This window comes from Micromonospora sp. NPDC005979 (assembly GCF_040614415.1).
Lineage (GTDB): Bacteria > Actinomycetota > Actinomycetes > Mycobacteriales > Micromonosporaceae > Micromonospora.
In genome coordinates this window covers 58,603-77,160 of the sequence record NZ_JBEXUR010000024.1, presented here as the reverse complement: position 1 = coordinate 77,160, position 18,558 = coordinate 58,603, and the positions used below count along the sequence as shown (strand labels likewise).

Genomic DNA, 18,558 nt, shown 5'->3' with positions numbered 1-18,558 from the left:
GCCCAGGTATGGGTGCTCTCGTGCCGGGGCCACCGACCGGGCCTGCGCTCATCGCGTCTCCTCATCGATCAGTCGTTGTACGTCGTCGAGCAGGTCGTGGTGTGGCATCACCGGACGCCACACGTGGTGAAGCTGATGGTTCAGGCGATGACGCAGCGCCGGCTGTCCAGCGATGACGTGACGCAGCAGGTCAAGGCAGTGGCCGGCGACGACGGGCTGCTGGTCCGCCCGGTCCAGCCAGAAGCCCAGGGTTCGCCACGATCGGTACGCCGTTCTTGGCAGGCTCAGAGCGGTCGCCCAGACGACGGCAAGGTCGGCCAGTTCGATCGTTCGCTGGTCGACCAGGTGCAGCAGCTCCGGCCAGTGCTCTCGGGGCGGTTCAGCCCAGCGGTCCGCGAGTACCCGCACGGTCCGCGCCGCGTGGAGTCGCACCTCAGGATCGGCCGACGAGGTCCAGTCCACCAGGGCCGGCAATACGCTCGCCGCGTGACCGTTGCGGTACACCTCGACCAGCCCTCGTACGACGGAGTTGTTCCGCCGCTGCATCCGGGCCTGCGCAACCTGACGCAGTTGGGCCAGCGCCGACTCCGGCCAGAGCCGGGCCAGCCCGAGGCTGTACGCACGGGCCACGGTGTCCCGTAGGTGAGCTGCTGAACCGGCTACCCACTGATCGAGTTCGGCCCGAATCCGAGTACGCAACCCAGGCTGCATCGCCATGGCGACCAGGACGATCGCCGCGGCCTGCCGAACCCCTGCGCGCCGTTCCCGGGCCAGTTCCCCCACGGCGTCGAGGGCTGACTGCACATCGCGTGTCGCAGACCAACCGATGGCGCCCGCTGCGGCCTGTCGGACCGCCGGAGAGTCTCCGCGGATCAGGTCTGCCAACCAGTCGAGCAACTGCTTGGGCGACCACCACTCCGTCCACGCGACGTCCAGTAACACCGACCGGAGTGGCTGGGCGCCGGGCGAGAAGTCGATCCGGCACCCACCTGGTACGCGCGGGTCGTTCAGCCGTGTGACGGCCTGGCCCAGTGTCGACCCCAACAGTGCGTCGAGCATCGAACCCCGAAAAGGGGCGCCGGTCGATGCGGGTTCCTGGAAGTCGAACCGGGCCAGACGCTGAGCTGCCTGGTGTATCTCGGTCACGGGCTGCCCGGCAAGGACGGCGCAGGACAGGCGGAAGGCCCGCACCTCGTCGTGAGGGAACGCGTCGACCTCCTCGCCGCGGCGTCGCACGTCGAGGATCTCGGCCGCGCGCTCCCGTAGTTGGAGCGGCAGGAACTGCTCCAGCCGCTCAGCCAGCGCGCCGCCCTTCGGAACTGTCCGAGCGATCGTCGCGACGATCGCGATGACGTCGCCGGGTCGAGGTTCGCCGGCCAGGTAGGCCGACAGCAGTGGATGCCCGACGCAGTCCTCATCCACGTATCGCTCTACGCAACGCCCCTCGCACGTGCCTGTGCACCAGCCGACGCACTGCCCGGTGAGCTGTTGGCGAAGCTGCGCCCTGAAAACCTCGGCCGCCGGGGCCGAACGGTGTTCGACGATGTGGCCGACGAAATCGTGCTTTCGTCGGGAGAAGTCCCCGACCAGAATGAGCGTGCTGCCGGAGGTCTCGGCCCGGGCCGCCAACGCCACGAGCGTGAACCCGTCCACCTCGCGAACAGCCGCCTCGTTCAGCCGGAGCACGTAACCGTGCCCGGCGGGCAACGGTGCGTCCACGCCGAGCAGGTCGGCCAACTGGTCGACACCGAGTACGCGGACCCGCTCGAACCCGTGTCTCCGGGCCACCGCCAGGGTGGCTGAGGTGAACCGTCCGCTTCCAACCGAGCCGGAGAGGCAGACCAGGTGGTGATGCTGGAGTTGGTGGTCGAGCCGCCGATCACTCGGCGCGTCGGCGTACCTGCCCGCAGTTTCACGAACACCGGCCTCGACAAGGGTCTGGAACCAGACGCGCCCTGCGCCGTCGGATCGTCCGGCGGTGACGTTGACCGTTCCGATGGCGACGGCGCCAGGGCCGGTGGCGTTCTGTCCCTGAACCCGAACATCGCCGACATCGATCGTCGAACCGCCCAGCAGGCCAGCCAGCCTGCGCAGCACGTCCCCGGGATCCAGGAGGTCTTCCGGGTCGTCCTCCTCCGGTGGTTCCTCGGCCGGCTCCGCAGGAGAGACCGGCTCATCCTCGCCGTCGAGGGACTCCACCGCGACAGACGAGCCGTCCCGGGGTCCGCGAACCGCGCCATATACGACGTCACCGTGTGGGCCACCGCCGGACGCATCCTCCAACACGTCGTGCCAAGGGTCGTCCAGGTCCCCCGGACTGTCGGCGGAGACAGGGGCGTACCGACCGCTCATCGGGGATCGCCTCTACCCGTACCGAAGTTCGCGTCGCGGCCGACCGAGCCGATCGCCGTCGCGCCCTGGCCGATCGCGTTCTGCCCCTCGACCCGGATGTCCCCGGTACGAATCCCACCGTGATCCGTGGGCCTCTCCGCGGTCTGCCCAGAGCCCTGCTCAATGGGCGGCGGGACGACCTGGATCGCGGCGCCGTTGATGTCCTCGTCCACCACGCAGAGCCAGGCGTCCTCGCGGAATTCCTTGTCCGGGTGGGCCACCTCTATCCGAACGAACCGCTCCGGCCGCATTTCCTCCGGGTACTCGGTGACGACATCACGGAAGATCTCGGTCGAGACGACAAGCGCGACGCCGGCATCGGGAAATGCGGCGAGCGCCTTCTTCACCGGCTCGGCGTCGCAGAGCCGACAGACGAACACCACGGCGTTGCCGGGGAAGCCGTTCGCGCCGTCGAGATGCACCAACCCCTGGTGCACCGCCACCCTGAGCCGGATCCGGGCAGCCGGAAGACGGCTGCTGTTGTGGTGGCGTAGCCGCCGGTTCAGCTCCGGGACGAACCTGCCGATGACCCGCGACTCGGACACATCACGTGGCACGATCGCCAGCTCGCCGTCGCCCGCCTGCTGAGTCATCCAGGCCACCCGGTCGAGACCGACGGCATCGGCGGCCTCGTGCAGCAGCTCCCGGAAGTGCCGCTGCGCCTCGTACTGTTGGACGTTGCTGCGTCTGCTGTAGCGCTCCATATCCACGGAGATCAACAGCCGTCGCTCGGGATGTCGCATCCAGCTCCTGCCTTCACCGTCCGGCTCGCCCCGTCGGCGAGCACCGCAGGAGCCATCGAACCGGTGCGTGCGGACCGGGACCCCGTAGAACTACGGCATTCCGCGGGCACGTCGAAAATCGGTCATCCCGTCCTGCTGGCAGATCCGTCGCGCACCCGCGTCGTGTGCTTGCCCTATGAGGACGGATCTACCTGACCTGTTGCTCACCCTCGGCTGGCCGCCCGCGGCGGTGCTGGCCCTGACAACCGTCCACCTGCTGATCGAAGCGTGGGATCGATCAGGGGCATCGCGCTACGCACAGGAACGGCTACGCTTCGGCAGCCGTCCGTCGAGAAGGAGGCTGCGGGTGCGACGACCCCACGAACTGTCCGGCGACGAGTGGCCCTACGGCACGTTCCTGCAGCGGCTCACGCCACCGGTTCGGAAGACGCTGCTGGGGCTGGGGGTCCGTCGTCAGGTCCCCGCCGGGCAGATCGTCATCCACGAGGGCCTGCGAGAAGCTCATCTCGTGCTCCTCGAGGAGGGACTGACCAAGGTCACCGCGACACTGCCGGACGGTCGATCCGCTCTGCTGTCACTGCGGGTCGGAGGAGATCTCGTGGGTGAGATGTCGGCACTGAACAACGAGCCCCGCTCCGCCACCGTGACGACCTGCGGCCCGGCGAAGTACAGCGTGATCCAGCCAGACCGGTTCAAGAGGTTCCTCAAGGATCATCCGGAGGCGGCCCTCGAACTCGCCGCGATGGTGTCCGACCGACTGCGCTGGTCCAATCGACGCCGGATCGACTTCACCTCGTACCCGGTGAAACTGCGCGTCGCCAGAGTGATCGCCGAACTCTGCCGTACCCACGGTCGACAAGGCATGGCCGGCGTCATCATCGACGTTCGTCTCACCCAACCCGACCTGGCCACCATCTGCGGCGCCTCCGAGACCTCCATCCAGAAGGTGCTTCGAGAGCTACGGACGGACGGGTTGGTCGACACCGACTACCGGCGGATCACTGTCCGCGATCTGCCGGGCCTGCGACAACTCGGTGAGCTGAACCCCAGCGACGACTGACGGGCCCCCTCCGCCGCGACGCCGACGGCCGCCTTTCGGAGGGCTGTCGAAAACGAATCGACTGAGTGACCACTCAATCGACTAGCATCATTCTCCGACGGTGGTGGACCGGTTGTCCGGTCCGCGTGGGGGCACCTGACGGAGGCGCGGTGGGAGTGTCGTTCGAGATTCTCGGTCCGGTCCGCGTCCATCGCGACGGCGAAGCCCAACGTGTGCCGGCCGGTCGGCCCGCCGCCCTGCTGGTCACCCTGCTACTGCACGCCGGCGCGGTCGTGCCCGTCGAACGACTGCGCGAGGAGCTGTGGGGCCGGTGCCCGCCGGCATCGGCCCTCGCGAACCTACGCAGCCACGCCAGCCAGCTACGCCACCTGCTCGACTCCCCCGGTCATCCCGCCCGGCTGCCCGCCGAGCACGGCGGTTACCTGCTGCGGGTCGAGCCGGGTGAGCTGGACGCCGCCGAGTTCGAACGGCTCGCCACCGAGGGGCACGCCGCCCGCATCGGCGGCGAACCCGAACTGGCCGCCACCCTGCTCGGCAGCGCGCTGGCGCTCTGGTCGTCGACGGACCCGTCCGGGGTGTATGGGCCGGTCACCGCGGCGGCCTTCGACCGGCTGCGCGAGCGGCGGGCGGTCGCCCGGGAGACGTACGCGAACTGCCGGCTGGACCTGGGCGACGCGGGCACGCCCGCGTTGCTGACCCTGCTGCGCGACCATGTCACCGAGCACCCGCTGCGTGAGCCGGCATGGGCGCTGCTGATGACCGCCCTGCACCGCTCCGGCGACCAGGCCGGCGCGGTGCGGACCTACCAGGCGGCGTGCCGGGCTCTCGACGGAGAGCTGGGCGTCGCTCCCGGGCCGGAGTTGACCGAGCTGTACCGCGAGGTCCGCCGGCACGCGCCCCGGTCACCGGTACCGTCCCGGCGTCGCGTCGCCCCGCACACCCGCGATCATCCGGACATCCGTGACCGTCCGGTCGATCCGCTGGGGCGACGCGTACCGCACGAGCTGCCCTGCCCCTCGGCCCCGTTCGTCGGCCGGCGCGCCGAGCTGGCCCGACTAGGCGATGCCCTGGCCGACGCGCGGCGACAGCCGGTCACCGTCGCGGTCTTCGGGATGGCCGGCACGGGCAAGTCGGCGCTGGCCCTACGCGCCGCCGCGGCGGCGCTGGACGCCTTCCCCGACGGCCAGCTCCACCTCGACCTCGGCGGATCGGTCGCCGACACCCCGCCGCCGCCGTTGCAGGTCGCCACACGCGTGCTGCGGGCCCTGCACCCCGGTGCCGACGAGCCGGCACCGGCCGGCATCGCGGAGGCCCGGGCCCGCGTCCGATCCCTGCTGTTCGACCGCCGGGTGCTGCTCGTGCTCGACAACGCCACCGACGCCGCCCAGGTCGACGGCCTGCTTCCGGTACGCGGGGGATGCGCTCTGCTGGTGACCAGCCGTACCCCGGTCACCAGCGGCGACGCCCCGGCGCTGCGGCTCGACCCGCTGCCGGCCGCCGACGCGCTGGCGTTGCTGCGCGCCACCGCCGGCGACCGCCCGGTCGACGACGAGCCGGAGGCCGCGTCGGCGGTGGTCAGTCTCTGCGAGCGCCTGCCGCTCGCGCTGCGTACCGTGTCCGGTCGGCTGACCGAGGGGCCGCACTGGTCGCTCAGCCGGTTGGCGCGACTCCTGCGCGACGAGCGCTACCGGCTCGCCGAGACCGGACTGGGGCCACGGCTCGGCGCCAGCTACCGGCGGCTCGGCTCGGCGGCTCCGATCTTCCTCCGGCTCGGCCGTGCCCACCCGGGGCCGGTGACCGCGGAGCTGACCGCCGCGTTGACCGGAGCGCCGCCGGAGGACGCGGCACGCGCCCTGGACCGTCTGGTCGCCGCGCAACTCGTCGAACCGGCCGGACCGGGCCGTTTCCACATCGGCGACCTCGTCCGGCTCTACGCCGCCGAGCTCGCCGCCGACGAGGCGGGGGCGGACCGTTACGGTCAGACCGGGGCCGGCGCGTCCTGGCGGTAGCCCTGGGCCTGAAGGGTGAAGAGCCGGGCGTACCCACCACCGGCGGCCAGCAGCCGGTCGTGGTCACCGCGCTCGACGACCTGCCCGTCGGCGAGTACCACGATGGCGTCCGCGTCGCGTACGGCGTTGAGTCGGTGCGAGATGAGCAGGCTCGTCCGGCCCCGTCGCAACTCGCGCAGCCGCTGGTTGAGGTCGTGCTCGGCCTCGGCGTCCAGACCCGAGCTGGGCTCGTCGAGGATGAGCAGGTCCCGGTCGGCACGCAGGAATCCCCGCGCCAGCGCGACCCGCTGCCACTGCCCGCCGGAGAGCACCACCCCCGCCTGCGGGTCGTCCCGGTCCGTGCCGTCGAAGAAGATCCGGGTCAACAGGGTGTCGAAGCCCCGGGGCAACGCGGCCAGCGCGTCGTCGATGCCGGCGTGCCGGGCGGCGGCGCGTAGCCGCTCCGGGTCGTCGCGCGCACCGAGGTCACCGAGGGCGATGTTCTCCGCGGCGCTGAGGTCGTACGGCATGAAGTCCTGGAACACCGCCCCCAACCGTTCGCGCAGCGCCGCCGGGTCGAGGTCACGCAGGTCGACCCCGTCCCACCGGATGGTGCCGCGCTCCGGGTCGTAGAACCGGCAGAGGAGCTTGACCAGGGTGCTCTTGCCAGCGCCGTTGAGGCCGACCAGCGCGGTCGTGCTGCCGGCCGGCAGGTGCAGGTTCACGCCCCGCAGCACCCACGGGTGCTCCGGCGAGTAGCGGAACCACACGTCGCGCAGCTCGATGCCCTCGCTCAGCGGTGGAACCGGACGCGGGCTGGCCGGCACCGGCAGGTCCGGCTCGACGTGCGCCACCTCGTCGTAGTGGTCGAACAGCAGCAGCGCCTGGTGGATCGCGCCGAGTTGCCCGACCAGGCCACCCAGGGCGCCCTGCACGCCCGGGAGGGCGGCCAGGTAGATCACGACGTCGCCGGGGGTCAGCCTGCCCGCGCGGGCCATCGAGATCGCGTAGACCACCCCGACGCCGGCCACCGTGGCGCCGAGCAGGCCGAGCACCGCCTGGGCGCGTACCTCCCGGCGGTCGAGTCGTTGCTCCACCCGGTGCATGCCGTGCAACTCGTCGAGCATCCGGTCGCCGAAGAACCGGCCCAGACCGAACAGCCGCACCTCCTTCGCCGCTGGCACGCCCACCAGCAACTGGGCGAAGAACAGGTCCCGCCGCTGAAAGTGCTCCAACCGCAGGACCATCGCCGCGCGGGCCCGGTTGAGCCGGAGCTGCATCCACAGGGTGGGCAGCGCGGCCAGCAGCACCAGCGCCCCGATCAGGGGATTGAGTACGAGCAGGACGCCGAGGAAACCGGCCACCGCCAGCACGCTCTGCACCGCCCCGAACAGGTTGCCGGTCAACTGTGTGGGACCGATGTGGCCGGTCTGCTGGGCGGCCTGCAACCGGTCCTGGAACTCCGGATCCTCGAGCCGGACCAGCCCGACCAGGCGCTGCACCGCGGCATACAGCCGGCGACGCACCAGCCGCGACACCGCGCGGGTCCGCTCGGCCGCCACGTAGGTGCGCAGGTGCGGCAGGACCGCACCGAGCGCGGCGGCCACCGCCAGGCCGGCACCGAGGGCGGTCAGCGGTACACCGGTCGTGCCGGCGCCGGTGAGCCGATCCAACAGCAGCTTGGTCAGCCCGGCCACCAGCACCGGGGTCACCCCGGCCAAAACCGCGAACACCAGGTCCGCCACCGTGCCCGCCGGAGCGGCCCGCCAGGTCAGGCCAAGGGCCGCCCGGGCGTGCCGGGCGGCCCTTCGCGGTACCAGCCGCGGCCCGCTCACCGGGCCACCGGCAGATCCAACCGGGCGATGCCGAACGCCGTCGACGCGACGATCCCGCGCTCGTCGAGCAGACCGAACGCGGGGAACCCCTTGACGCCGAAGGCCAGCGGAAGCGCGCCGGTGCCGGGTTCGACGAAGACGGTTGCCAGGCCGGCGAACTGCTCGGCGTACGGCTGGGTCTCCGGGCCCTTGCCGACGACGACGATCCAGACGTGCTCCGCGCCGCCGGGCATCGACCGCGCCCGGTCCACCAGCACGGGCAGCTGCTCCTCGCAGTGTTCACAGCTCGGCGAGAGGAACGCCACCAGGGTCATCGGGGGCAGGTCGGCGCGCGAGAACACGCGACCGTCCACGGTGGTCGAGACGAAGTCGCCGGGGATCGAACCCACCTCCAGCATGACCGCCGGCGGCTGGCCCTGCTGGTCGCTGAGCAGGTCGGAGTGTTCGCGCAGCCGCCGGATCACGCCGAGCATCAGGACCAGGTTGAGCAGGCCGAGGGCGGCGACGAGGACGACGGCGACGGTCAACAGCGCCATGAGGGCTCCTTCGAGGGGTGCGGGGATGTGAACCGGTGTCAGCGCCGTCCGACCGGGCGGGACGGCCGCGAGGGCGTGGAGGCGAAGAGAGCGACCAGGTCGTCGAGGCGGACCACCACGGCGGCGAGCGGAACCGCGACGCCGACGGCGAGCAGCACGGTCGGCGCGGACGGTGGCGGCCCGGTGGCGGTGGCCCAGCCGAGCAGGCCGAGCAGCGCCACCGCGAAGAGAAGGACGTTGCGCGTCACGTGCCGGGCGCCGATCGGCGCGTCGGCGGCGCCGAAGCAGCGGCAGGCCGGGCGGGCGCCCCGACGCAGCGCTCCGACGATCGCGGCGGTCAGCACACCGAGCAGCCCGGCGGCGAGCAGCAGCCCGAGCGGCGCGGTACGGGCGACGGCGACCAGCAGCACCACGGCGGCCTCGACGGCGACCGCGAGTCGAGCGACCGGCCCGGTCCAGCGCCTCGGTACGCCGAACTGGCCGACCGAAGCGACGAACTCGGCGAATCCCGCCCGGGTCCGTAGCTTGCCGACGACCGCGGCGAGGAAGACGAGGGCCAGCAGCAGTCGCGCGGTCAGTTCCAGGGCTCGCATCCGTGCATCACCTCCTTGCCGGAGGGCCCACGCTAGGAGCGGCGGATACAGCACAAATACATCGACATATGTCGACGTCATGCGTGGCTGTACGAGCGGTGTACCGGCCCGTCGTAGCGTCCCGACCCACAACTCGATCTCGGGAGGAGGTGAACGGATGTTCCGTCGACTGGAGACCCTGGGTGAACGGATGCTGGGGGTGTTCGTCCCGAAGGTGACGGCGGCCGCCGGCTGTCCGCCGGACCCGTACTGCGCGCTCTGCGGGACGTGCTACTTCAAGCGCTGCAGCACGAACGGCGCCTGCAAGACGACCTGCGGCAGCTGCGGCTACTACTGCAGCGCGGGCGCGAGCACGATGAGCGCTCTCTGCTGAGGCGCTGACGACGTGCCATCTGGTCCAGACCAGGTGGCACGTCGTTTCCGCGTGCGTGCCGCGCCGATGGTCAGTCCGTGCGCGGTCGGGGCCGGACGGCCACCCCGAGCACGTCCGACTCCGCGATGTAGCCGCACTCGCGGGAGTCGTAGCTCTGCGACGGATTGTCCCCGAGCACCACCAGCCGGCCGGGCGGGACGACCTGCTCGCCGCCTCGGCGCAGCAACGGCACCCGGTCCACCGGCACCGGATCGCCGGGCACGGCGTACGCCCGTTTGATCAGCAGACCGGGCGTGTCAGCCGCATCCGGGCGGGTGGGCCGCCCGGCGGTCATCTCGGCCGGGGCCACCACAACGACCACGTCACCCGGACGGATCCGGGCCAACGGCACCCGCCGGGCCAGTACCCGGTCACCGGAGCGCAACGTCGGCTCCATGCTGCGCCCCACGACCGCGACCAGCAGCAGATGCCGGCGGGCCCAGAGCAGGCCGACGGTGGCCACCGCGAGCACGGCGGCCACCGCGAGCCATCCCACCAGCGGCATGCTCAGGCGCCGCGCAGGGTGGCGCCGAAGCGCTCGGCCGCGACGGCGACCGCCGCGTCCCGGGCGGCCAGCGCCTCCTCGACGGTCAGCGTCCGGTCCGGCGCGCGGAACGTCAGCTTGTACGCCAGCGACCGTCGACCCTCGCCGAGCTGCGCGCCGGAGTACACGTCGAACAGTCGCACGTCCTCCAACAGCTCGCCGGCGCCCGCCTCCAGCGCCCGACGCACCTGTTCGGCCGGGACCGACTCGTCGAGCACCAGCGCCACGTCGATCAACGCCGGCGGGAACCCGGACACCGTCGGCGCGGGAACCACCGGCACCGGCGGCAGCACGTCCAGGTCCAGCTCCATGGCGCAGGTACGGCGGGGCAGCTCCAGGGCCGCCACCGCCGCCGGGTGCAGCTCACCGGCGTGCCCGACGACGGTGTCGTCGACCCGAAGCTCGGCGCAGCGGCCCGGGTGCCACGGCGCGTACTCGGCGGCGCGTACCTCGACCCGCTCGTCGGGGATGCCGGCGGCGGCCAGCACGTCCCGGGCCGCCTCGATGGCGTCCGCCCAGCCGGCCGGGCGGCCCGGGCCCCACCAGCCGGCCGGGTCCAGGTCACCGGCGAGCACCGCCGCGACGTGCACCGGTTGGGCCGGCACGACCGCGTCGGCGGCGGCGAACTCCTCGTCGGTGGGTCGCCGGTCCACGCCCATCGCGGGCGGGCTGCCGGCGTCGGGGCGCGGGTGGAAGACCGCCCCGATTTCGTACAGGGCGAGGTCGCGGTGACCCCGGCCGAGGTTGCGCTTGAGGATGCCGAGCAGTGGACCGAGCAGCGTGGTGCGCAGCAGCGGCTCCTCCTCGGACAGCGGGTTGGCGAGGCGCACCGCGGGTCGGCGCGGATCGTCGGCCGGCAGTCCGAGCTGGTCGGCCAGCTCCGGGGAGACGAAGGGGTGCGCGAGCACCTCCACGTACCCCCGCTCGGCCAGCGACCATGCGACGGCCCGGCGGCGACGCTGGCGCGGGGTCAGGCCGTTCCCGGGCGGCGCGGTCGGCAGCACCGACGGCACCTTGTCGTACCCGTCGAGGCGGACGACCTCCTCGACCAGGTCGGCCGGGTCGGTCAGGTCGGGCCGCCAGCTCGGCGGGGTGACGCTCAGCACCGACCCGGCGCCGCTGGCCGTGCCGACCGCGCCCGGGTCCTCGGAGAGCCGGTCCGCGCCCTGCGCGACCGTACATCCCACCTGCTCCAGCAGTGCGACGACCCGCGCCGGCGGGTACTCGACGCCGACCCGCCGGGTCGGCAGGTCCGCCGGCAGGGTGATGGGGGTACGCGGCCGGACGTGGTCGATGTCCAGGATCTCGGCGCTCGGAGCGCCGCCGCCGTGCTCGGTGAGCAGCTCCACGGCCCGCTCCAGCGCGACCAGCGGCACGGCCGGGTCGACGCCCCGCTCCCAGCGCTTCGCAGCCTCGCTGAACAGCTTGTGCCGGCGGGCCGTGCGCCCGACCATGGCCGGATCCCAGTGGGCGGCCTCGAAGAGCACGTTTGTGGTTTTTCCGGTGTCGACCTCGCTGGTCTCGCCGCCCATCACCGCCGCGAGCGAGATCGGGCCGGTGTCGTCGCAGATGACCATGTCGTCGGCGGTGAGCACCCGGCTGACACCGTCCAGGGTGGTCAGCTTCTCCCCCGCCTCGGCACGACGGACCACCAGCGGGCCGGCGATCCGGTCGGCGTCGAAGGCGTGCATCGGCTGGCCCAGCTCCAACATCACGTAGTTGGTGATGTCGACGGGCAGCGAGATGCTGCGGATGCCGGCGGTGACGAGCCGCCGGGCCATCCACGACGGCGTGGGCGCGGCCGGGTCGACGCCGCGCACCAGGCGGGCGGTGAACCGGTCACAGCCGACCGTGTCGCGGACCTCGACCGGGTACGCCGGCGTCGGCGTTCCGCTCGGGGCGGGCGCCAGGGCCGGGTCGTGCAGCGGCACGTCGAACGCGTGCGACAACTCCCGGGCCAGGCCGCGCAGGCTCAGCGCGTACCCCCGGTCCGGGGTGATCTCCAGTTCGAACACGACGTCGTCGAGACCCACGACGGACCGTGCGTCGTCGCCCGGCTTGGCGGCCACGTCCGGCGGCAGCACGATGATGCCCGAGTGGTCGTCGCCCAGGCCCAGCTCCTTGGCCGAGCAGATCATGCCGGCCGAGTTGTGCCCGTACGTCTTGCGCGCGCCGATCGCGAACCCGCCGGGCAGCACGCCGCCGGGCAGGATCACCACGACCCGGTCGCCGACGGCGAAGTTGCGCGCCCCGCAGACGATCTCCTGCGGCTCGCCGGTGCCGTTGGCGGCGCCCACGTCCACCCGGCAGAACCGGATCGGCTTCTTGAAGCCGGTCAGCTCCTCGATCTCGCGTACCTCGCCGACGACGAGCTGACCGGTGACGCTGGCGCGCAGGTCCAGTACGGACTCGACCTCGATGCCAAGGTCGACCAGGGCCTGCTCCAGATCGCCGGTGGGCAGGTCGGCGGGGAGGTCGACGTACTCCCGCAGCCAACTGACAGAAACTCGCATGACTTCAGACCACCGTTCCCGTGTCTCGTACCCGCATCGCCCTACGCCCCGGTCCCGAGCGCGCGGCTGAACCGCACGTCGCCCTCGAAGAGATGGCGGATGTCGCTGACCCCGTGCCGGACCATCAGGGTCCGGTCGATGCCCATGCCGAAGGCGAAGCCGGAGTAGACCTCCGGGTCGACCCCGCAGGCGCGCAGCACCCGGGGGTTGACCATCCCGCAGCCACCCCACTCGACCCACTGCGGACCGTCGCGGTGCTCCGGGAACCACACGTCGAACTCCGCCGACGGCTCGGTGAACGGGAAGTAGTGCGGCCGCCACCGGGTCTTCGCCTCGGGACCGAACATCGCCCGCGCGAAGTGGTCGAGGGTGCCCCGCAGGTGCGCCATCGTGATGCCCTTGTCGACCACCAGGCCTTCGGCCTGGTGGAACACCGGGCTGTGGGTGGCGTCGATCTCGTCGGTGCGGTAGACCCGGCCGGGAACGATCACGTAGATCGGCGGCTTGCGGCTGAGCATCGTGCGGGTCTGCACCGTCGACGTGTGCGTGCGCAGAACGAGGCCGGAGCCCTCCGGCGCGATGTGGAACGTGTCCATCAACCCGCGCGCCGGGTGGTCGGCGGGGATGTTCAACGCGTCGAAGTTGACCCACTCCAGGTCGACCTCGGGGCCTTCGGCCACCTCGTAACCCATCCCGACGAACAGGTCGCTGATCGACTCCATCAGCGTGCTCAGCGGGTGCCGGGCACCACGGGGACGCCGGGCGTACGGCAGGGTGACGTCCACCCGCTCCTCCACGAGCACCCGCGCGGCCTGCTCGCGCTCCACCACCTCGGCGCGCTCGGCGTACGCGGACTCGATCGCCCGGCGGGCCTCGTTGACCCGCTTGCCGGCGTCGGACTTCGCCGCCGGCGGCAACGCGCCGATCTCCCGGCGCGCGAGGGACACCGGAGACCGGTCACCGAGGTGCGCGGGGCGCAGCGCGGTCAGCGCGTCCGGGTCGGCGGCGGCGTCGAACGCCTTCGTGGCGTCGGCGACGGCCTCGGCCAGGGCGGCCGGGTCGAGCAGGGCGACCTGCTTCGGGTCGTACGGATCGTTGCGGTAGCTCATGGCGTACGGGCACTCCCTCACGGCGGCGCCAGCCCGTCATCGGGGCGGCGAAGCGAGTCTACGGACGCGCGGCTGTGCCGCAGCCCGCCGGTAGGAGTTGCGCAGGGAGCAGGTCAGGCCCGCCGCCCGCCGACACCGGCGGGCTGGCTAAACGAACGCCGTGGCGCGTTCATGGACGGACGCTCTCCCCTGCTGTCAGTCGCGCCGAGGGTCACCTCAGCGCTGTGCTCTCGCTGAAGCGTACAGGCAGACGGCCGCCGCGGCAGCCAGGTTGAGGCTCTCCGCGCGCCCGTACAGCGGCACCCGCACCCGGGCGTCGGCGGCGGCGGTCAACTCCTCGGGCAGCCCGTGCGCCTCGGAACCGAACAGCCAGGCGGTGGGCCCGACGAGCCGGCCGTAGTCGGTCAGATCATCCAGGTCGTCATCGCCGTACCCGGTGGTGGCGAAGATCGACAGCCCGGCGACGCGCAGCGCGTCGACGACCGTGACCGGATCGGGCGCGCGCACCACGTCGACGTGGAACAGGCTGCCGGCGGAGGCGCGGACACACTTGCCGTTGTACGGGTCGACGGCGTCCCCGGCGAAGATCACCGCGCCCGCGCCGGCCGCGTCGGCGGTGCGCAGCACGGTGCCGGCGTTACCGGGGTCGCGGATCTCGGCGAGCACCGCCACCAGCCGGGGCGCACCCGCGAGCGCCTGCTCCAACGTCACGTCCAGGTGTCGGCAGACGGCCACCAGCCCCTGCGGGGCGACCGTCTCGGTCAGCGCCGCGATGGCGTCGTCGGTCACCTCGGAGACCGGCACGTCGGCGCGGGCCGCCGTGGCGGCCAGCTCCGGGTACCGGTCCAGCGCGGTGGTCGTACCAAAAAGCTCGGTGACCACCCCCGGCCGCGCCAGGGCCTCGCGGACCGCCTGCGGGCCCTCGGCCAGGAACCGGCCGGCCGCGTCGCGGTCCCGGCGGCGTTGCAGGCGGCGGGCGGCGACAACCCTGGGGGTACGCGGGGTGAAGGCCATGGGGTTTGCTCCTTCGGCACGATCGAGGCGCCCCCCGGACGGCGGTGCCGACGCGGGAGACGCCTCTCTCTGGTGCGTGGGGATCAGGCGGCCTGAGCCGCCGCGCCGCCGGTGCCCTCGGCCGCGACCGCAGCCCGGGCCAGCTCGACGATCGCCGCGAACGAGGCGGCGTCGTTGACGGCCATGTCGGCCAGGATCTTGCGGTCGACCTCGATGCCGGCCAGACGCAGGCCCTGGATCAGGCGGTTGTAGGTCATCCCGTTGGCCCGGGCGCCCGCGTTGATCCGCTGGATCCACAGCTGCCGGAAGTCGCCCTTGCGGTCACGACGGTCCCGGTAGGCGTACTGCATCGAGTGCAGCACCTGCTCCTTGGCCTTGCGGTACAGCCGGGAGCGCTGGCCGCGGTAACCACTCGCGGTCTCCAGCAGGGTACGACGCTTCTTCTGGGCGTTCACAGCCCGCTTGACGCGTGCCATCTCAACTCCTTCTTACGTAAAGGTGGCGCGCGTCAGCGGCCGAGCAGCTTCTTGATGCGCTTGACGTCGGCCTTGGCCAGCACGACCGTGCCGGTCAGCCGGCGGGTCTGGGTGGAGGGCTTCTTCTCCAGGTTGTGGCGCAGGCCGGCCTGCTGGGCAACGACCTTGCCCTTGCCGGTCAGCTTGACCCGCTTACCCATACCCGTGTGGCTCTTCATCTTCGGCATGTGGAACGTCTTCTCCCCTGTTACTCGCCGCTGGTGGCGGCGGTGCCGGTGTCGCCGGCTGCTGCGGTCTCGCCGACCGCCGCGGTCTCATCGGCTGCCGGAGCGGCGGACTCGTCCCCGACCCGGTCCCGAGGACCACCGCGCGACGCCGTGGCGGCGACCGCGGAAGCCTTTACGGCCCGGTGCGGAGCGAGAACCATGATCATGTTTCGGCCGTCCTGCTTGGGAGCGGCTTCGACGTATCCCAGATCCGTGATCTCGGACTCGAGCCGGCGCAGGAGCCGGTAACCCAGCTCCGGGCGGCTCTGCTCGCGACCGCGGAACATGATCGTCACCTTGACCTTGTCGCCCGCCTTGAGGAACCGCACCACGTGACCCTTCTTGGTCTCGTAGTCGTGCGGGTCGATCTTCGGCCGAAGCTTCATTTCCTTGATGACGGTCTGCTGCTGGTTACGCCGCGCTTCGCGCGCCTTCAGTGCGCTCTCGTACTTGAACTTGCCGAAGTCCATGAGCTTGCACACCGGCGGGCGCGCCATCGGCGCAACCTCGACCAGGTCCAGATCGACGTCCGCGGCCAGCTGAAGGGCGCGCTCCAGCGGGACGATGCCCACCTGCTCACCCTCTGGGCCGACCAGTCGGACCTCACGTGCCCGGATCTGCTCGTTCACGCGTGGTTCGACGCTGATGGGGCCTCCTCGAGTCGTTTCTGCTCAGGTGCCGACCCCTGCGGCTCCCGGGAGGGACCCGACTTGGAAAACAGAAGGCCCCGGCGTATGCCAGGGCCCGCTCGACCGGTCGGCACGATCACAGGATCGCGCATCCGGGACCGGGACATGCCCGGAACCGGTGACCGGACCCGGCCACCGTAGCGGCGACTCGGGTGGGAGCAGGCGCTCCGCTTTCAAGGCTGCCTGCTCGCACGCGGAGACAGCCTGGTCGACTCGACAACACTACACCGCCGGACCGCCGACTCCCAAACCGGGCACGACCGGCAGACCATCGCCGTCCGGCGCGACCTCGCCGGGGCACGCGAGAACATGCCGGCGCGGCGCGCGGCGCGCCCGCGCGGTGATCAAGAGGTTTGCGTCACGACACGCCGTGCCCCGTGACGCAAACCTCTTGATCACCGCACTGAGTCAGCTTCGAGCTGGCGTGGGGAGGCGTCGGGGAGGCGGGGCGGGAGCGCGGTGGTTCGCGTGCGCGGGGCGGGTGCTCTGCTCAGCTGCCGACGGCGCGTTCGGCGAGGCGGGCCTGGTGGGCTTCGTAAAGCCGGCGCAGGGCGCGCACGCCGTCGACGGCTCGCTCCTTGTCGGCCGCCTGCAACGCGATCAACGGCAGCAGGTCGTCGTCGTGCAGCTCCAGGCTGGCCCACGGGGCGCCCCGGTCGAAGCGAATGCCCCGGACGACCTCCCAGGGCAGCTCGTACGAGCTGATCACGTTACGCACCCGGATGCGCCGCCCGTCCGCTTCGATGCGCGGGCGGGTGAACAGCAGGAAGCCCAGTGCCCCGAAGATGCCGAGGCCGATCATGGCGATCTGGTCACCGCGCTGGAAGCTGCCGTACCCGTCCCCGGTCGGCCCGGTCAGCGAGGTGGCGACCAGGGCGAACACCACCACCAGCACGATCGCCGCGGACCAGCACACCACCCGGATGCGGCGGGGCTTGAGGCGGACCAGCTCGGTGTCACTCACTCCCCCAGTCTGCCACTCACATCCGCCCCACCCGCGCACCACCCGCCGAGGCGCCACGGTGATCCACACGAGTTCAGCGAAACGGGGGTGACCCGCGCGGGCGGACACCCCCGTTTCGGCGAACTCGTGTGGATCAAGACCCGTCAGAGGCGGCAGGCGTGGATGTTGGTGACCAGGATGGCGCGGGCGCCCAGGTCGTACAACTCGTCCATGATCCGGTGCACGTCGTCGCTGAGCACCATGGCCTGCACGGCCACCCAGCCCTCGCGGTGCAGCGGCGAGACCGTGGGCGACTCGATACCGGGGGTCAACCCGCTGGCCCGGTCCAGCAGGCCGGCCGGCACGTCGTAGGCGAGCATCACATAGCGGCGGGCCACCAGCACGCCGTGCAGGCGGCGCAGGAGCTGCTCGGCCTGCGGGTGGGCCGGCGCGCCGGCCCGGCGCACCAGCACCGCCGACGAGCGCAGCAGCGGCTCGCCGAACACGACGAGGCCCGCCTGACGCAGCGTCGCTCCGGTCTCCACCACGTCCGCGATCACGTCGGCCACCCCGAGGCGTACGGCGTTCTCCACCGCGCCGTCGAGGCGGATCACCTCGGCCTTGACGCCCGCCTCGTCGAGGTGCCGCTCGACCAGCCCCGGGTACGCGGTGGCGATCCGGTGCCCGCCCAGCTCCTGCACGGAGGCGATGTCGTCGGGGCGGGCGGCGAAGCGGAAGGTGGCCCGGCCGAAGGCGAGGTCGACGACCTCCTCGGCGGGAGCGGCCGAGTCGATCAGCAGGTCACGGCCGGTGATGCCGAGGTCGAGATCACCGGAGCCGACGTAGGTGGCGATGTCCTTGGGACGCAGGTAGAAGAATTCGACGTCGTTGGCCTCGTCCCGGCAGACGAGGTCCTTGGGATCGGTGCGCTGGCGGTAACCCGCCTCGCGCAGCATCTGGGCGGCCGGCTCGGCCAGGGTGCCCTTGTTGGGGATGGCGACACGCAACATGACGGAGTGCTCCTTCGATCGAATCTGATCAACGACGGGGCGCACTCACAGATGTCGGTAGACGTCCTCGAGCTCGAGACCGCTGGCGAGCATCAGCACCTGGACCTGGTAGAGCAGTTGGGAGATCTCCTCGGCGGTGCGCTGGGGCCCCTCGTGCTCGGCGGCCATCCACGACTCGGCCGCCTCCTCGACGACCTTCTTGCCGATGAAGTGCACACCCTTGTCCAGAGCGGCGACGGTGCCCGAGCCCGGGGTGCCGGCGGCGGCCTTGGCCTGCAGCTCGGCGAACAACTCCTCGAACGTCTTCACGGGGAACGATTCTTCCAGCCGCCGGGCCGCCACCGGACGTCCGGGTCCGGCCGAACCCAGCAGGCGGACAATTCCCTATCGTCACGGTGGGAAGATCTTCGATCGATGCCCGTGGAGCTTTACGCTG

The 18,558-nt window shown here is 71.8% G+C and carries 18 protein-coding genes; 3 read left to right on the top strand and 15 right to left on the bottom strand.

The annotated features are described in order from the left end of the window. Positions 1-48: 48 nt before the first annotated feature. On the bottom strand, positions 49-1,737 hold the full coding sequence (locus tag ABZ272_RS29095) for a HEAT repeat domain-containing protein (RefSeq protein ID WP_355053122.1): 1,689 nt from the start codon (positions 1,735-1,737) through the stop codon (positions 49-51). A 611-nt stretch (positions 1,738-2,348) separates the two neighbouring features. Next, positions 2,349-3,134: a hypothetical protein gene (locus ABZ272_RS29090; RefSeq protein ID WP_355053121.1), complete on the bottom strand. Its 786-nt coding sequence runs from the start codon at positions 3,132-3,134 to the stop codon at positions 2,349-2,351. 346 nt (positions 3,135-3,480) lie between these two features. On the opposite strand from ABZ272_RS29090, the gene ABZ272_RS29085 reads away from it, so the two are divergent. Continuing rightward, on the top strand, positions 3,481-4,194 hold the full coding sequence (locus ABZ272_RS29085) for a Crp/Fnr family transcriptional regulator (RefSeq protein WP_355053120.1): 714 nt from the start codon (positions 3,481-3,483) through the stop codon (positions 4,192-4,194). A 149-nt stretch (positions 4,195-4,343) separates the two neighbouring features. Then, positions 4,344-6,203 (top strand): AfsR/SARP family transcriptional regulator, encoded by a 1,860-nt coding sequence (locus tag ABZ272_RS29080; protein ID WP_355053119.1) that lies wholly within the window; start codon positions 4,344-4,346, stop codon positions 6,201-6,203. Here the strand turns inward: ABZ272_RS29080 and ABZ272_RS29075 are convergent. From ABZ272_RS29075 to ABZ272_RS29065, 3 genes are read right to left on the bottom strand one after another with little or no spacing between them, the layout of a single operon-like run. Further along, positions 6,173-8,017, bottom strand: a complete 1,845-nt coding sequence (locus ABZ272_RS29075; protein WP_355053118.1) for an ABC transporter ATP-binding protein — start codon at positions 8,015-8,017, stop codon at positions 6,173-6,175. The genes ABZ272_RS29080 and ABZ272_RS29075 overlap by 31 nt on opposite strands. Then, on the bottom strand, positions 8,014-8,553 hold the full coding sequence (locus ABZ272_RS29070; protein WP_355053117.1) for a hypothetical protein: 540 nt from the start codon (positions 8,551-8,553) through the stop codon (positions 8,014-8,016). Before ABZ272_RS29070 ends, ABZ272_RS29075 begins: the two co-directional genes overlap by 4 nt. 38 nt (positions 8,554-8,591) lie before the next feature. Next, on the bottom strand, positions 8,592-9,146 hold the full coding sequence (locus tag ABZ272_RS29065; RefSeq protein ID WP_355053116.1) for a MauE/DoxX family redox-associated membrane protein: 555 nt from the start codon (positions 9,144-9,146) through the stop codon (positions 8,592-8,594). 157 nt (positions 9,147-9,303) lie between these two features. Here ABZ272_RS29065 and ABZ272_RS29060 point away from each other — a divergent pair, with 157 nt between their 5' ends. Then, positions 9,304-9,519, top strand: a complete 216-nt coding sequence (locus ABZ272_RS29060) for a hypothetical protein (protein ID WP_355053115.1) — start codon at positions 9,304-9,306, stop codon at positions 9,517-9,519. A gap of 70 nt (positions 9,520-9,589) precedes the next feature. Here ABZ272_RS29060 and ABZ272_RS29055 read toward each other — a convergent pair whose 3' ends face one another. From ABZ272_RS29055 to ABZ272_RS29010, 10 genes are all read right to left on the bottom strand, one after another. After that, on the bottom strand, positions 9,590-10,054 hold the full coding sequence (locus ABZ272_RS29055; RefSeq protein WP_355053114.1) for a S26 family signal peptidase: 465 nt from the start codon (positions 10,052-10,054) through the stop codon (positions 9,590-9,592). An 11-nt stretch (positions 10,055-10,065) separates the two neighbouring features. After that, positions 10,066-12,615 (bottom strand): phenylalanine--tRNA ligase subunit beta, encoded by a 2,550-nt coding sequence (gene pheT, locus ABZ272_RS29050; protein ID WP_355053113.1) that lies wholly within the window; start codon positions 12,613-12,615, stop codon positions 10,066-10,068. A 41-nt stretch (positions 12,616-12,656) separates the two neighbouring features. Continuing rightward, a complete protein-coding gene (gene pheS, locus ABZ272_RS29045) occupies positions 12,657-13,724 on the bottom strand; it encodes a phenylalanine--tRNA ligase subunit alpha (protein WP_355053112.1) in 1,068 nt (355 codons plus the stop codon). Positions 13,725-13,940: 216 nt separating this feature from the next. Beyond that, a complete protein-coding gene (locus ABZ272_RS29040) occupies positions 13,941-14,738 on the bottom strand; it encodes an RNA methyltransferase (protein WP_355053111.1) in 798 nt (265 codons plus the stop codon). 83 nt (positions 14,739-14,821) lie between these two features. Then, positions 14,822-15,214 carry a 50S ribosomal protein L20 gene (gene rplT, locus ABZ272_RS29035; RefSeq protein WP_091087503.1) on the bottom strand — a complete coding sequence of 131 codons (393 nt, stop codon included), beginning with the start codon at positions 15,212-15,214 and terminating at the stop codon, positions 14,822-14,824. 32 nt (positions 15,215-15,246) lie between these two features. Further along, positions 15,247-15,441, bottom strand: a complete 195-nt coding sequence (gene rpmI, locus ABZ272_RS29030) for a 50S ribosomal protein L35 (protein ID WP_355053110.1) — start codon at positions 15,439-15,441, stop codon at positions 15,247-15,249. A gap of 20 nt (positions 15,442-15,461) precedes the next feature. After that, positions 15,462-16,109 carry a translation initiation factor IF-3 gene (infC, locus tag ABZ272_RS29025; RefSeq protein WP_355053109.1) on the bottom strand — a complete coding sequence of 216 codons (648 nt, stop codon included), beginning with the start codon at positions 16,107-16,109 and terminating at the stop codon, positions 15,462-15,464. Positions 16,110-16,659: 550 nt separating this feature from the next. Beyond that, positions 16,660-17,133: a PH domain-containing protein gene (locus ABZ272_RS29020; protein ID WP_355053108.1), complete on the bottom strand. Its 474-nt coding sequence runs from the start codon at positions 17,131-17,133 to the stop codon at positions 16,660-16,662. A gap of 143 nt (positions 17,134-17,276) precedes the next feature. Then, a complete protein-coding gene (gene hisG / locus ABZ272_RS29015) occupies positions 17,277-18,122 on the bottom strand; it encodes an ATP phosphoribosyltransferase (protein WP_355053107.1) in 846 nt (281 codons plus the stop codon). A 45-nt stretch (positions 18,123-18,167) separates the two neighbouring features. Then, positions 18,168-18,431 (bottom strand): phosphoribosyl-ATP diphosphatase, encoded by a 264-nt coding sequence (locus tag ABZ272_RS29010; RefSeq protein WP_355053106.1) that lies wholly within the window; start codon positions 18,429-18,431, stop codon positions 18,168-18,170. Positions 18,432-18,558 lie beyond the last annotated feature (127 nt).